At 64.5% G+C, this 13,587-nt stretch carries 18 protein-coding genes; 5 read left to right on the forward strand and 13 right to left on the reverse strand.

The genetic code is table 11. The features are described 5' to 3' along the window. Nucleotides 1-9 precede the first annotated feature (9 nt). Complete coding sequence (locus FJW07_RS20585; protein ID WP_140858533.1) at nt 10-531, reverse strand: flavin reductase family protein; 522 nt, start codon at nt 529-531, stop codon at nt 10-12. A 14-nt stretch (nt 532-545) separates the two neighbouring features. Beyond that, a complete protein-coding gene (locus FJW07_RS20590) occupies nt 546-1,670 on the reverse strand; it encodes an LLM class flavin-dependent oxidoreductase (protein WP_140858534.1) in 1,125 nt (374 codons plus the stop codon). 111 nt (nt 1,671-1,781) lie between these two features. Between FJW07_RS20590 and FJW07_RS20595 the strand changes: the two genes are divergently transcribed. After that, nucleotides 1,782-2,363, forward strand: coding sequence for a winged helix DNA-binding protein (locus tag FJW07_RS20595; protein WP_140858536.1), 582 nt, complete (start codon nt 1,782-1,784; stop codon nt 2,361-2,363). On the opposite strand, the gene FJW07_RS20600 is transcribed toward FJW07_RS20595, so the two are convergent. Then, nucleotides 2,360-3,292 (reverse strand): DMT family transporter, encoded by a 933-nt coding sequence (locus FJW07_RS20600; RefSeq protein ID WP_140858537.1) that lies wholly within the window; start codon nt 3,290-3,292, stop codon nt 2,360-2,362. The genes FJW07_RS20595 and FJW07_RS20600 overlap by 4 nt on opposite strands. A gap of 99 nt (nt 3,293-3,391) precedes the next feature. Here FJW07_RS20600 and FJW07_RS20605 point away from each other — a divergent pair, with 99 nt between their 5' ends. Beyond that, complete coding sequence (locus FJW07_RS20605; protein ID WP_140858669.1) at nt 3,392-3,877, forward strand: MarR family transcriptional regulator; 486 nt, start codon at nt 3,392-3,394, stop codon at nt 3,875-3,877. Nucleotides 3,878-3,932: 55 nt separating this feature from the next. Here FJW07_RS20605 and FJW07_RS20610 read toward each other — a convergent pair whose 3' ends face one another. The 5 genes from FJW07_RS20610 to FJW07_RS20630 form a co-directional block, all read right to left on the reverse strand. After that, entirely contained in the window at nt 3,933-4,577 is a 645-nt protein-coding gene (locus FJW07_RS20610; RefSeq protein ID WP_181182689.1) for a hypothetical protein, read from the reverse strand. A gap of 44 nt (nt 4,578-4,621) precedes the next feature. Next, the gene (locus FJW07_RS20615; protein WP_140858541.1) at nt 4,622-5,047 is read right to left on the reverse strand and encodes a DUF1178 family protein; all 426 of its coding nucleotides are present in this window, start codon (nt 5,045-5,047) and stop codon (nt 4,622-4,624) included. Continuing rightward, nucleotides 5,044-5,910, reverse strand: a complete 867-nt coding sequence (locus FJW07_RS20620) for a carbon-nitrogen hydrolase family protein (protein WP_140783974.1) — start codon at nt 5,908-5,910, stop codon at nt 5,044-5,046. Before FJW07_RS20620 ends, FJW07_RS20615 begins: the two co-directional genes overlap by 4 nt. A gap of 2 nt (nt 5,911-5,912) precedes the next feature. Then, the gene (gene grxC / locus FJW07_RS20625; RefSeq protein ID WP_140645242.1) at nt 5,913-6,176 is read right to left on the reverse strand and encodes a glutaredoxin 3; all 264 of its coding nucleotides are present in this window, start codon (nt 6,174-6,176) and stop codon (nt 5,913-5,915) included. Between the two features lie 71 nt (nt 6,177-6,247). Beyond that, on the reverse strand, nt 6,248-7,048 hold the full coding sequence (locus FJW07_RS20630; RefSeq protein WP_140858543.1) for a ComF family protein: 801 nt from the start codon (nt 7,046-7,048) through the stop codon (nt 6,248-6,250). Between the two features lie 63 nt (nt 7,049-7,111). On the opposite strand from FJW07_RS20630, the gene FJW07_RS20635 reads away from it, so the two are divergent. Beyond that, complete coding sequence (locus tag FJW07_RS20635; RefSeq protein ID WP_140858544.1) at nt 7,112-7,984, forward strand: methyltransferase domain-containing protein; 873 nt, start codon at nt 7,112-7,114, stop codon at nt 7,982-7,984. A gap of 12 nt (nt 7,985-7,996) precedes the next feature. Here the strand turns inward: FJW07_RS20635 and FJW07_RS20640 are convergent, their stop codons facing one another. From FJW07_RS20640 to argJ, 5 genes are all read right to left on the reverse strand, one after another. Beyond that, the gene (locus FJW07_RS20640) at nt 7,997-8,176 is read right to left on the reverse strand and encodes a Flp family type IVb pilin (RefSeq protein WP_140543577.1); all 180 of its coding nucleotides are present in this window, start codon (nt 8,174-8,176) and stop codon (nt 7,997-7,999) included. A 111-nt stretch (nt 8,177-8,287) separates the two neighbouring features. Then, nucleotides 8,288-8,608, reverse strand: a complete 321-nt coding sequence (locus FJW07_RS20645) for a hypothetical protein (protein ID WP_140645239.1) — start codon at nt 8,606-8,608, stop codon at nt 8,288-8,290. Between the two features lie 169 nt (nt 8,609-8,777). Continuing rightward, on the reverse strand, nt 8,778-9,200 hold the full coding sequence (locus FJW07_RS20650; RefSeq protein WP_140645238.1) for a (deoxy)nucleoside triphosphate pyrophosphohydrolase: 423 nt from the start codon (nt 9,198-9,200) through the stop codon (nt 8,778-8,780). Then, nucleotides 9,197-9,976 (reverse strand): GNAT family N-acetyltransferase, encoded by a 780-nt coding sequence (locus tag FJW07_RS20655; RefSeq protein WP_181182690.1) that lies wholly within the window; start codon nt 9,974-9,976, stop codon nt 9,197-9,199. Before FJW07_RS20655 ends, FJW07_RS20650 begins: the two co-directional genes overlap by 4 nt. Further along, entirely contained in the window at nt 9,976-11,217 is a 1,242-nt protein-coding gene (argJ, locus tag FJW07_RS20660) for a bifunctional glutamate N-acetyltransferase/amino-acid acetyltransferase ArgJ (protein ID WP_140858546.1), read from the reverse strand. The genes FJW07_RS20655 and argJ overlap by 1 nt, the downstream gene beginning before the upstream one ends. Nucleotides 11,218-11,405: 188 nt before the next feature. Here argJ and FJW07_RS20665 point away from each other — a divergent pair, with 188 nt between their 5' ends. Continuing rightward, complete coding sequence (locus FJW07_RS20665; protein WP_140710988.1) at nt 11,406-11,999, forward strand: TetR/AcrR family transcriptional regulator; 594 nt, start codon at nt 11,406-11,408, stop codon at nt 11,997-11,999. Nucleotides 12,000-12,086: 87 nt separating this feature from the next. Next, on the forward strand, nt 12,087-13,457 hold the full coding sequence (locus FJW07_RS20670) for an IS1182 family transposase (protein WP_140858548.1): 1,371 nt from the start codon (nt 12,087-12,089) through the stop codon (nt 13,455-13,457). Nucleotides 13,458-13,587 lie beyond the last annotated feature (130 nt).

Genomic DNA, 13,587 nt, shown 5'->3' on the forward strand with positions numbered 1-13,587 from the left:
AATGGGTTCTCAGGCTTCCAACGGCCGATAACCACCGCGCCAATAGATCAGGGCCTGTCCGGCATCCTGCGTCCTCACCGCCTCGACCGAACCGATGACGATCGAATGCGTGCCGCGATCGATCATCTCGTCGAGGCTGCAGTCGAAAGCGGCCACCGCGTCGCACAGCAGCGACGCGCCCGTCTTCAACGTCGTCCATTCGGCGCCCCCGTAACGATCCTTGCCCTTGATGCCGCCGAAGCCGGAGAAGCGCTCGGCAACCTGCTGGTGCTGGGGCCCGAGCGAGTTGACGCCGAAATGCCGGTAGCGCTCGATGATCGGCCAGGTCGATGAGGAGCGGTTGACGCAGGCGATCACCTTCGGCGGCTCGGCCGACAGCGACACCACGGAAATGACCACGAGGCCGGTACGGTCGTCGCCGACGCCGGCGGTGATGACGCTGACATTGCCGACGATGAGTCGCATGGCGGCGCGGAAATCAGCGACGCTGACCGGACCTTCTGGCGTGGACTGACCTTCTGCCGTGGACATTGCCATCTCCTTGTCTAAGCCGCCGACTGCATCGCGGCCGGCGCGACGCGAATGCCTCTTTCTTCGAGAATAGGCAGGACCGTGTCGCGGAAATAGGGGAATTCCTCGACATAATCGACGAAGGACAAGGTCGAGCCGCGGAAGCCGGCATGGTGCAGTTGGGTGATGCCGTCGGCCACCTGCTCGGGCGTGCCGGTCAGCGGAAAACCGCCATGGCCCGCCGCCATGCGGTCGCGGATGAGCGCCAGAAGGTCGTGCGGGAAGGATTGCGCGTGGGCGAATTGCAGCCGCACCAGATTGTCCACCGCCGCCCAATCGGCATTGGCGCGGCCGGAATGCTCGAGATAGTCGTTGGCTTCCTTTTCCGTCGGCCGGCACACGACATGGGCGAAGGTCAGCACATCGACGTCCCTGCCCGCCGCTTTGCCCTGCTCCTTCAGCGCCGCGAGCTCGTCCTTCGAGCGCGAGAGGTCGATCGCCGGCGTGAACAGGAAATCGGCGTTGCGGACGGCAAATTTCCGCCCCTCTTCCGAGCCGGCCGCGTTGAGGATCGGCAACGGCGATGACGGACGCGGATCGCCGAGCACGTTCCTGAGCTTGAACCAGGTTCCGTCCCAGTCGAAGGCCTCCGTGCGGCTCCACAGGGCGCGCACGATGTCGAACCATTCCTGAGCGTAGCCGTAGCGGGTGGTGTGGTCGTCGGGCAGCGTCAGCCCAAGTGCCTCGTATTCCGGCTTGTTCCAGCCGGCGACGATGTTGAGGCCGATGCGGCCGCGGCTGATCTGGTCGATGGTGGCCAGTTGCTTGGCGACGACGACAGGATGGTTCGCCGCCGTATGGGTCGTGGCAAAGACGGTGATGTTGCGGGTGAGCGCCAGCAGCCCCGCTGCCCAGGTGATCGTCTCAAGCACGTTGCCATGAAAATTGGTTTCGCCGCCGTAACCGATCCAGCGCGCGATCGGCAGCATGAAGTCGATGCCGGCTTCATCGAGAAGGCGGGCGAGCTTGAGATTGTTGTCCCAGGAATTGTCCCAGCGCTCGGCGACCTTGGTGACGGTCATGCCGCCGGAACAGTTGGACGCGAAGGTGCCGAGAAAGAAAGGCTGTGTGCCAGGCGCGAACTTGTCGAGCATGCTCATGACGATGTTCTCCTCATATTTTTGATTATAATTTATGATAGAAAGTCTATCATAAATTCATGTGGACGCAATCGCGTGGATCGGCGCATCCTCGCGGCAAGGGAGAGGCTGATGAACGAGCGTCGCAAATCGCTGGAAACACAGGAAGAACTGCTCGACCGCGGCTGGCATCTGGCGCGCACGCCGCTCGAGATCGACGTCACCGAGGTCGAATATGCGCTGATGCGCTCCTACGAGGCGTTCGGCCACTGGCAGGCGGAGTGCCTCGCCACCGTGATCGAGTTTTCGGCCAGCGGGCCGGAAAACGCGCTGCTCCACATCATCAGGATGAACGACCGGCCCAAAAGCGTCCGCGACCTCGCCCAGATGACCAATCGCGACGACATTCCCAACATCCAGTACAGCCTGCGCAAGCTGTTGAAGGGCGGGCTGATCACGCGCACCGGCAGCGGCAGGGCCGGCGTAACCTACGAGGTGACGCCGCTGGGGCATCAGGTGACGGAACGCTATGCCGATATCCGTTCGGTGCTGCTCATCGAAGCGGTGAAGCGCATTCCCGAGATGGCCGAAAAGCTCGGGGACGTCGCGCGCACGCTGGAGTTGATGACGGGCATCTATGAGCAGGCGGCGCGCGCCGCCGCCACCCATCGCCGCCGCCACCCGCAGCCGGAATCCTCCGGCAAGGAGCATTAGCTCCGGGACGACACCGGCTCGACCCGAACCGGCGCTGGCGCGCCGGCTTGGCTTTGTGCCTTGGTCGTGATGAAAACCCCGGCGGTGATGATGGCGGCGCCCAGCCAGGTCAGAAGCTGGTAATGCTCACCGAGGAAGAGCGTGCCGGCGAACAATCCAACGGCCGCCGCCACATAGCCGATCTGGCTGAGATAGACCGGCCCGCCGACCGCCTGCAGGCGGAAGAAGAAGGCAAACATCGCCGAGGCCGACACAACCTGACCGACGACGACGAGGGGCACGGCGCCGAGCGGGGCGAAGGCATGCGTGCCCAGAAGGCCGAGGATGCCAATGAGAAGCAGCGTGGCCGAGGCCAGGTGGCTGCCGACGGCAAGCTCGATCGGGCCGGTGTCTTGCGGCCAGTCGACGGTGCGGTAGATGTTGCCGGCGGCAAGGCTGACCGGGATGAGCAGTCCAATCGCCACCCAGAAATAGTCGGCTGGCTGGCCTGCCTCGCCGCGTGTGAGAGCCACCATCGCCGCGCCAACGAAGCCGACGGCGATGCCGATGACGCCGAGCAGGTTGGGGCGCCTGACACCGAGCAGGATCGAGAACACCAGCGTGATCACCGGCGACAGGGTGAACATGATGCCGGTGTAGCCGGCGCCGAGATGCGGGATGGCCGAGAACATCAAAAGATTGGGGACGGCATAGGAAATCGCCGCGGTGACGAAGAAATAGCGCAGCTTGTGCGGCGTCAGCCGGATGCGCTCGCCGCGCAACAGAAGCGCCAAGAGCAGCACGCCGCCGGCGCCCAGCGAAATGACGAAGGCCCAGACCATGGCCGGTACCTCGGCCGCGGTGGCGAGCTTGCCGAACGGCAGCGTCATGCCGAGCAGGCCGCCCGTCACGACCAGAAGCCAGATCGCTGAATCCCAGAGAAATCTCATCGGTTCGTCCTGTCGCTGCGAGACCGCTTGGCGGCCAGTTCTTGTTGCAGTAAGATAACGCAAAGATTCTTTGTGTCAAGATACTTTACGGTGAGCAATATGGATCGAGCGGGCAGGGCCATGGAACAGTGGCGACGGGAACGACCGGATCTCGATGTGTCGCCGATGGGCGTCATCGGGCGGCTCAACGAGGCCTCGGCGCTCATTGCGCGCGACCGGCTCGCGCCGGTATTCGCCCGCTTCGGGCTGCAGTCCGGCGAATTCGACGTGTTGGCGACGCTGCGCCGTTCCGGCGCGCCCTATGCGCTGACACCGACCGAGCTTTACGAGGCGACGATGGTGACGTCGGGCGCCATGACCGCCCGCCTCGACCGCCTGGAAAAGGCCGGTCTGACCCGGCGCGCGCCGCACCCCAGCGACCGGCGCGGTGTGGTGGTGCAGCTTACCGCAAAGGGCCTTGCGCTGATCGATGAGGCTGTCACCGCGCATGTGGCAAACGAACATAAGGTGCTTTCTGGCCTGACACCGGCCGAACGGGAAACGCTCTCTCTTCTGCTTGAAAAGCTGATCGAAAGTGTAACCTAGTCAATCCGTTCGTCTAGCTGCCGCAAGAGCCGACGCCTTGGCCGGAAAGCAAACTTCAGTTGCGGGGATCGCGTGATCTCGCAGTGTCCTGCCGTTTCAATCTTCGCAAGTGCAGCCAGCGATGAAGAGAAATGACTCGATCGTTGAGCCAACGCGGCCCGCCAAGATAAAGAAGAGCCTTTCGTTTGCCCTCGTAGTAGCGTTCAGCCATCGCTGCATCGGACAAGTTAGAAAGGGTATTTAACTTCACCTCTGCCCTTTGGCCAATATCCGCCCCGCGCGGCAACTTCTTGGCAAAAGCCATTTCCCGACGGATGCAAACCTGCTCCACTCTGGCGCGCAGCTCTTCTTTGTAGCCGATACCGCAACGCCCAAGACGCGCATGCGTCGCTTCATGCACGATGGTTGATGCAATTCGTTCCGGTGTCGTCCCCTCGTTGAGAACAAAGCGCTCGTCCAGTTCGCAAGTCGAGGTGGCTTGCCGATAGCGCGCTACCCAGCCTGCAATGGTTAATACCCAAATTCGATTGAGGTCATGGCGCATCCGTTTATAGCGAACGGGGTCGAAGTCGCTAATAAGCTTAAGTGCCGCAGCAACCTTGTTGATCTTTTCATCGCCGATATAAACGATCAGCAAACCATCGATCGAGCGCTTGTCGTGCAGCTTGAGCGAAAGCCAATTCAAAAAGCGTTCAACCATGTCTGAGCCCCGCAGTGGCTTAGACTTCTCCATCCGGGCGACACTCAGTTCCGGTCGTCCGGAAAGCTCGGGATCGGCATGAACTCGACGCCGTCCTCGGCGAGGCTCTGCGCCTCTTCGGGGGTCGCTTCGCCGTAGATGCCGCGCGGATCGGCCTCGCCGAAATGGATCTTGCGCGCTTCCTCTGCGAATTTGTCGCCGACATAGTCGGCATTCTCGCGCACCTTCTCGGCCAGCGCCTTGAGCTGCGCCAACGCCTGCTTCTGCGCCTCGCCCATGGCCAAGGCCACCTTCTCCTGTTTGCAGGATGTGGAGACGGCGGGCGCCATCAACGCCTTCTCGACCTTGTGCGAGCCGCAGCTCGGGCAATCGACGAAGCCGCGCTTCTTCTGGGTGTCGAAATCGTCATTGCTGCGGAACCACGCTTCGAACTCGTGCTCGTGTTCGCAGATCAGGGAGAAACGGATCAAGAGGCGGCACCCCTGAGACGCGGCGCTTCCCTTGTTCCGGCTTTGACGGCGAAGTCCCGCGCGTTCTTCAGATTGGGGATCTTGCGGCGCGCGGCCAGCGACTGCGCCGGATCGATCTCGGCGACGATCACACCGGGCTCGTTATGCGCGGCCTCGGCGATGATGCGCCCCCACGGATCGACGATCAGCGAATGGCCATAGGTCTCGCGCCCGTCCTCATGCAGGCCGCCCTGCGCGGCAGCGATGACATAGGCGCCGTTCTCGATGGCGCGGGCGCGCAGCAGCACATGCCAGTGCGCTTCGCCGGTCTGGCGCGTGAAGGCGGCCGGCACCGTCAGCACTTCGGCCCCGGCCATCGCCTCGGCGCGGAACAGCTGCGGAAAGCGCAGGTCGTAGCAGACGGCAAAGCCAAGCTTCGTCCCTTCGATGTCGGTCACGGCCGCTTCCGTCCCTGGCTCGTAGGACGCGGATTCGCGCCAGCTCTCGCCATTGTCGAGATCGACGTCGAACATATGGATCTTGTCATAGCCGGCAATCACGGCGCCGTCTGGCGAAAACAGGAAAGCGCGGTTGGCGAGCTTCCCGTCGGCGCGGCGAATGGCCGTCGAGCCGATATGCAGGTGAATGCCGAGCTCCTTCGCCAACCTGCGCGCGGTCGCGACGACGATGTCCTTATCCTCCGCGGTAAAAGCGGCCGCGCCGGCTTCCTTGTCGCGCACCAGCGCCCCGGTCATTTCCGGCGTCTGGACGTAGGTGGCGCCCTGGCCGGCGGCCTGGCGGACCAGGATCTCCATGTCGGCGGCGTTGCGTTCCGGGCTCGTGCCCGAACGCATCTGCACGGCGGCGGCCTTGAAACTACCCATGGTCATCTCCCGTTGGCGAGCATCGCGTCCAGCCGGCCCCGCGACTCCAGATCGTGGAGGTCGTCGCAACCGCCGACATGCGTGTCGCCGATGAAAATCTGCGGAAAGGTGGCTCGCCCATGCGCTTTGGAAATCATTTCCTGGCGCAGCTCCGGCGAGAACGAGGCGTCGTGCTCGGTATAGGCTACCCCCTTGCGGTCGAGCAACCGCTTGGCGGCGTTGCAGTAGCCGCACATCATGCGGGTGTAGATCGTCACATCAGCCATTGGCCGGCAGTCCTCATGCATGCCGTCCAGTGAGGTACGAAAGCGACATGCGGCAAACAACAAATTAAAACCTATATAGTCGCGGACTCATCGGGCCGAAAGTCCCCAGGCAGGACGCGGGCGAAAGTGAGGATGTCGACGGCTCCGGCGCCGCCCCTCTTCAGCGCCTTGGCGACCGCCCGCACCGTTGCGCCGGTGGTGTAAACATCGTCGACCACGAGCACCCGGCGCCCGGCTATCTCGATTTCCCCTTCCGGCGGGACGCGAAAGGCGGCGCGCACATTCTCCTCGCGCTCGTGCCGTTCGAGGCCGACCTGCTGGCGCGTCAGCTTCACGCGCCTGATCGCGGATGGCGAAAAGGGCAGCCCGCCGAGCTTTGCAACGGCCCGTCCGAGCTCCGCCGACTGGTTGAACTGGCGCCGGAAGAAGCGTCGCCAGTGCAACGGCACCGGCACGACCAGGTCGGCCTCCGCGGCCAACTCCGCGCCGGCGCGCATCATCCAGTTCGCCATCCACGGCGCGAGGTCGGTTCGATCCTGATATTTCAGCCCCTGCACCATCTGCCGCGCGACGCCTGAATAGACGACGGCCGCCCGCGCCCGCTCGAAGGGCGGAGGATCGGCGATCGCCTCGGCGGACAGAAACCCCTCGCCCATGTCGTGGGTGAAGGGCGTGCCCATCACCGGGCACCAGGGCTTCTCCAGCAGCCTCAGCTTCGGCCAGCAGGCGCCGCACAGCACGCCAGGCTGCGACACATGGCGACGGCAGCCGGCGCAAACCGGCGGAAACAACAGGCGCGCCGGCCAGGCCAGTGCCTGCCGGGCCATATCCTGGACCGCTATGGTCTTGATCTTGTGCACCGGATCGGCCACGTGATTGGAACCCAGCGCACCTTAACACCAGTCTGGCACGCGCCGACAACAGGAAGCTTTTCGTTGCAGCCCTTGATCGACACCGAGCTCTGGCTCGCGCGCAAGCGCAGGGCTCTCGCCCGCCCCGTCGAAGGCGCCGATTTCCTGATGCGGCGCGCCGCGGAAGACCTTGCCGACCGGCTGGGTGCGGTCGAACGCCGCTTCGGCAAGGCGGCCGCGCTGTTCTGTCAGACGTCGGCGGCGGCGGACGTGCTCGCCGGCAGCGGCAAGGTCGGCGAGGTCGTACGCGTCGAGATGGACGAAGCGCTTCTGGCCGGCGGCCCCGGCCTGGTGGCGCCGCCGGAGACCGTGCCGTTCGAGGAAGGCAGCCTCGACCTCGCCGTCTCCCTGCTCTCGTTGCACGCCGTGAACGACATTCCCGGCGTGCTGGCGCAAATCCGCCGGGCGCTGAGACCGGACGGGCTGTTCCTCGGCGCTCTTACCGGCGCGGGCACATTGGCGGAACTACGCGAAAGCATGCTTGCGGCCGAGACGGAGCTTTACGGCGGCGCGAGCCCGCGCATCCTTCCTTTCACCGACGTGCGCGACGCGGGCGCGCTGCTGCAGCGCGCCGGCCTGGCATTGCCGGTCGCCGATGTCGAAACGGTCGCGGTGCGCTACGATACGCTGTTCGATCTCGCGGCCGATCTCCGCGCCATGGGCGAAACCAACGTGCTCATCGATCGCAGCCGCCGGTCGGCCGGCAGACGCCTGTTTGCCCGCGCGGCCGAAATCTATGCCGAGCGATTCTCGGATCCGGACGGCCGTATCCGCGCAAGTTTTTCGATTGTTTGGATGTCCGGCTGGGCGCCAGACGCCTCGCAACAAAAACCGCTCAGACCTGGGTCGGCCAAGGTCTCGCTAAAGGCTGTCCTGGAGAACCCGCCTAAGACTTGAGCGCACCCGTCGTCAGTGAGCGAAGGCGTTGGCCAGCTTGCTGTTGTTGTCGGTGAACAGCCATACGAGCCCATCGGCCGCCTGTTTGACCCCGGCGATGATGGCGAGCGACAACACCACGACGATCAGGCCATATTCGACGGCCGTGGCGCCCGTTTCATCTTCAATGAATTGCTGCAGCAGGTTTTTCATGATCATCGATCCCTCATGCAGAAACTCTAATGTCTTACCCGTTAAGAAAGGTTAACGGCAAAAGCTTAACAGCGAGTGAAACGCCGCCGTGCCGCGAAATCATTAACCAAGTCAGCACTCGCCGCTGCGGCTGCCGTCATTGCGGATGACACAGATTGAACTGGGCAAAGGCTGCAGCACGCTGCGGCGCAGCGTATATGTATTGGGACGATGACCGATCGATCCGGTCGCCGTCATGTCGAGCCCGCCAGGGAAGCCGTCGCGAGCGCTCTGCGGCCGGGTCTGGCTGTCCAGGAAAGGCGTTGCGATCAGCGCCAGCGCCACCGCGGCCGAGCCGAAGAGAAGCGTGATCCGCAGGATGCCCATGCCGGCGTCCACCGCGCGGAAGCCGCGGTCGGGCCGGATCGAGTCCCAGTCTCTTTCGAGGCTCATGCCGTGTTTCCCAGTCATCGACGATATCGCCGCGCGAAACGGCCTCGTGCAATTTTTCACATCGAGATAAATCTTCCATTAACGCTGGCTAAAGCAGCTCCCGGGAAACGTGCGGAAACATTCACCGTCTCCGGGAAACGGTAAGCTGTCGCAAGGGCGAACCGCGAAACTACAGAAGGTCGATGAGGAACTGGATCAGCGGCGCGTCGGCCGGCGGCATCGGATAGTCGCGCATCTGCCGGGGCCTGACCCATTTGAGTCCCTGCCCTTCTTTGGGCTGCGCGATCCCGCGGAAGCGGCGGCAGACATAAAGCGGCATCAGGAGATGGAAATCGTCATAGGAGTGGCTGGCGAAGGTGAGCGGCGCCAGGCACGGGATCTCCGTCTCGATGCCGAGCTCCTCATGCAATTCGCGCACCAGGCATTCCTCCGGCGTCTCGCCGGGCTCGACCTTGCCGCCTGGAAACTCCCACAGGCCGGCAAGCTGCTTTCCTTCCGGACGCTGCGCCAGGAGCACGCGCCGGTCGGTGTCGACCAGCGCGCAGGCGGCGACCAACAGCAGACGCTTTCCGGTTGGCTTGCTCTCGCTCATGCGCCCGGCGGCCGTCGATAATGGTAGCGATAGACTTCCTCGAAGCCGAGCGACCGGTAGAGCGAGAGCGCCGGCCCGTTGCTGGCCTCGACCTGCAGCCAGGCTTCGCGCGCGCCGCGCAGCCGGGCCCATTTCAGCGCCGACAGGATGAGATTGCGGCCATGGCCCTTCTTGCGCGCCGATTCTTCGGTGGCGACCTCGAACAGACCCGCGAGATCGCCGTCATGCACGCAGATCAGCGTCGCCACCGGCTCGTTGCCCTCCTCGAGCGCGAACAGCCCCGCTTCCGGCTGGATCGCGCCGATGACCTCGGACAGGCCGGGCCGCAGCGAGGCGTCCGAGCCGCTCGTCCTCAGCGACGCGCCGATGAAGCGGCTGATGTCCTTGAGCGGAATCTGGTCCATGGCCGCGCCGAGCCCGACCTCCTTCAGCGGCAGCCGCATGACCAGGGATTCGTCGAACCTGTTCCAGCCGGCCTTGTCGAGATGCGTGGACAGAACCAGTCCCGACAGCGGCGACATGCGAAAGGTCAGCGGCCGGCCATAGGCGTCGAAGCGCCGCGCGGCGCGGCCGATGCGCTCTTCGATGGCGTGCGTGTCGCCCGGATCGAGCGGATTGACCGAGTTCAGGCGCTTGGCGGGGTGTCCTGCCGTGAGCCGTACCACCCAGGTCCCGTCATAATGGACGGCCGCCGCCGGCCAGGCGCGAAAGCCCGCCGCCTCGTAGCGGCGCACGACCGCCAGCACGCTTGCCGGATGCCCGGACACCGGCGCCATCAGCTCCGGTAATCGCCATTGATGGCGACATATTCCTTGGTGAGGTCGCAGGTCCACACCGTCGCCTTGCCGCGGCCGATGCCGAGATCGGCGCGAATGCGGATGTCGTCGCGCTTCATATAGGCCGAGGTCGCTTCCTCCGAATAGCTCGGATCGCGTTCGCCCTCATGCGCGAGCCGATTGTCGCCGAACCAGATCGACAGCCGGTCGCGGTCGGCCGGTTCGCCGGCCTTGCCGACCGCCATGACGACGCGGCCCCAATTGGCGTCCTCGCCGGCGACGGCCGTCTTGACCAGCGGCGAATTGGCGATCGAAAGCGCGATGCGCTTGGCCGAGCGGGCGGACTTCGCGCCGGTGACCGTGACCTCGACCTGCTTGCGCGCGCCCTCGCCGTCGCGCACCACCTGCAGCGCCAGCGACTTCAGCACCTTGCCGAGCGCCCGGCGGAAGGCGCCAAGCCGCGCATCCTTGGGATCGCTGATCGCCGGCGCGCCGCGGGCGGCGGCCTTGCCGGTGGCGAAGATGAGCAGCGTGTCGCTGGTCGAGGTGTCGCTGTCGACGGTCACCGCATTGAAGGTCTTGGCCGTGCCGCGCGAAAGCAGGTCCTGCAGTGCGGGGGCGGCGATCGGCGCGTCGGTGGCGATGAAGGAAAGCATCGTCGCCATGTCGGGCGCGATCATGCCGGCGCCCTTGGCGATGCCGTTGATGGTGACGTCGGCGTCGCCGAGCTTGACCGTCGCAGTCGCCACCTTCGGATAGGTGTCCGTGGTCATGATCGCCTTGGCCGCCTCGGTCCACAGATCCGGCTTGCCGTCCTTGACCAGGCCGGCGAGCAGATGGCTGAATTTGGTGGTGTCGAGCGGCTCGCCGATGACGCCGGTCGAGGCCAGGAAAACCTGGCTCTGCGAGCATCCGGCGGCCTTCGCCGCCGCCTCGCCGGTCAGCGCGGTCGAAGCCTTGCCCTTCTTGCCGGTGAAGGCGTTGGCGTTGCCGGAATTGACCACCAGGACGCGCGCCTTGCCGTCAGGCAGGTTCTGACGGCAGAAGTCGACCGGCGCCGACGGGCATTTCGACCTGGTGAACACGCCGGCGACAGCCGTGCCCGGATCGAAGACCATGGCCAAGAGGTCGGTTCTGTTCTTGTATTTGATGCCGGCTTCGGCGGTCGCGATGCGCACACCCTCGATGACCGGCATCTTCGGATACTTCTTCGGTGCGAGCGGCGAAATCGTAGCGGACATCGGAACCCCGGAGCGGCAAGAACGCGAAAGGAAGGCCGGTTTGCCCGATAGCGCGCGTCGGCGCAAGGGGCGTTCTGGCCGCGCCTTCCCGGCCTGGCCGGCGGCTTGGCAGTTGGAAACGCGTCGTTTCGTTTCGTCGCCGAAGCCAATATGATCGGCGCCAGATTCACCGGCTAAGGAAGACCTCGATGGACGAAGCCGCCGCTCGCGGGCGCAAGTCGATCGGCGCGAAACGCAATCCCGAGAGCGCCGATGCCATCGTCAAGGCCGCCGAGGCGGTGTTGCGCGAAGCGGGCTATGCCGGCTTCTCGATCGAGGCCGTCGCCCGGCGGGCGCGGGCGGGAAAGCCGACCATCTATCGCTGGTGGCCGAGCAAGGCGGCGCTGCTGATCGAGGTCTACCAGCGGCAGAAGCGCGTCGAGACGCCCGACACCGGGAACATCGAGGACGATCTGGCCGGCTTCCTTCAGAACCTGTTCGCGCATTGGCGCGACACCCCGTCGGGCAACATCTTCCGCTCGCTGATCGCGGAGGCGCAGTCGGACGAGACTGCCGCGGCCGCCCTTGCAGAATATTCAAAGGGGCGCCGCAGCCATACCGGTCGGATGATCGAGCGCGCCAAGGCGCGGGGCGAGGTGGCGGCCGATATCGATGCCGGGATCGTCGCCGATCTGATCGCTTCCTTCGCCTGGCGGCATCTTCTGGCCGGACGGCTCGACGAGGACGACGCGCTGATCCGCGCCGCCATACGCTACATCACGCGGGGTATAATGAACGCTTGACCCCCGAAAGCGAAAGGGCGCCCGAAGGCGCCCTCAGACTGCTGACAAACCTCTGGCATTTGCCGGGGGTTTTTGATTCACTGGGTCATGTTGAAGCGACCCGCCCCTGAACAGACCGCGCTCGAGATGGTGACGTTGGATCAGCTGGTTCCGACTGACCACCTGTTGCGCAAGATTGATCGCGCGATCGACTTTTCCTTCATCCACGATCTAACGGCGCCGCTCTACTGCGCCGACAATGGCCGACCGCCGCTGGATCCGACCTTGATGTTCAAGGCGCTGTTCATCGGCTACCTGTTCGGGGTGCGCTCGGAACGGCAGCTGGTGCGCGAGATCGAGGTCAACGTCGCCTACCGCTGGTTCCTGCGGCTGAAGCTGACGGACAAGGTGTTCGACGCCTCGACGCTGTCTCAGAACCGTCGGCGTCGCTACCAGGACGAGACGATCGCGCAAGGCATCTTCGACAGGATCGTCGAGCAGGCGATCCGTGCGGGGCTGGTGGACGGCACGGTGCTCTATAGCGACAGCACGCATTTGAAGGCCAACGCCAACAAGGGCAAATACGACCTTGCCATGGTCGCCAAGTCGCGGGCCGACTACTGGGGCGATCTCGACCGGGCCATCGATGCCGAACGGGCGCTGCATGGCCAGAAGCCGCTGAAGCAGAAGCAGCGCAAGCCGCCGGTGAAAGAGACCAAAGTCTCGCGCGCCGATCCGGAGGCCGGCTACATGGTGCGCGAGGGCAAGCCGAAGGGCTTCTTCTATCTCGATCACCGCACGGTGGATGGCCGTTGCGGCATCATCACCGACACGTTCGCGACGCCAGCCAACGTGCATGACTCGATTGTCTATCTTGGCCGGCTCGACCGCCAGGTGGAGCGCTTCGGCTTCAATGTGGCGGCTGCGGGGCTGGATGCCGGCTACGCCACGCCGGGGATCGCCAAAGGGCTGGAGGACAGGAAGATCAGGGGCGTTGTCGGCTATCGCAACCCGACCCCGCCGAAACCCGGCAAGATGAGGAAGAGCGACTTCGTCTACGAAACACAACTGAACGGCTATCGTTGCCCGCAAGGCCAATTGCTCACCTACGCCACCACCGATCGCGCCGGCTACCGCCAGTACAAGAGCGATCCCACCATCTGCCGCGACTGCCCGCTTCTGGCCTCCTGCACCTCAAACGCCAAGGCCGAGCGCACCATCACCCGCCACGTCTGGCAGGATGCCCGCGAGCGTGTCGATGCCAACCGCTCGACAGCTTGGGGCAAGGCCATCTATCGGCGCCGCAAGGAGACGGTCGAGCGATCGTTCGCCGATGCAAAGCAGCTCTTCGGCCACCGCTACGCCCGCTTCCGAGGGCGAACACGCGTCGCCTGCCAGTGCCTGATGGCAGCCGCCGCCCAGAACATGAAAAAAATCGCAATCAGCCTCTGGCCAACCCTCAAACCAAGCCCCGCATGAGGCTCGGCGCCTCCTGTCAAAATCTCCTGACACGAACTTCTCAAAACTCTTCAATTACATAAAACAAAACCCCGCCGAAAATCGACGGGGTTCGTCAGCAGTCTGAGGGCGCCCGAAGGCGCCCTTTTAG

This window comes from Mesorhizobium sp. B3-1-9, from assembly GCF_006439595.1.
GTDB lineage: Bacteria > Pseudomonadota > Alphaproteobacteria > Rhizobiales > Rhizobiaceae > Mesorhizobium.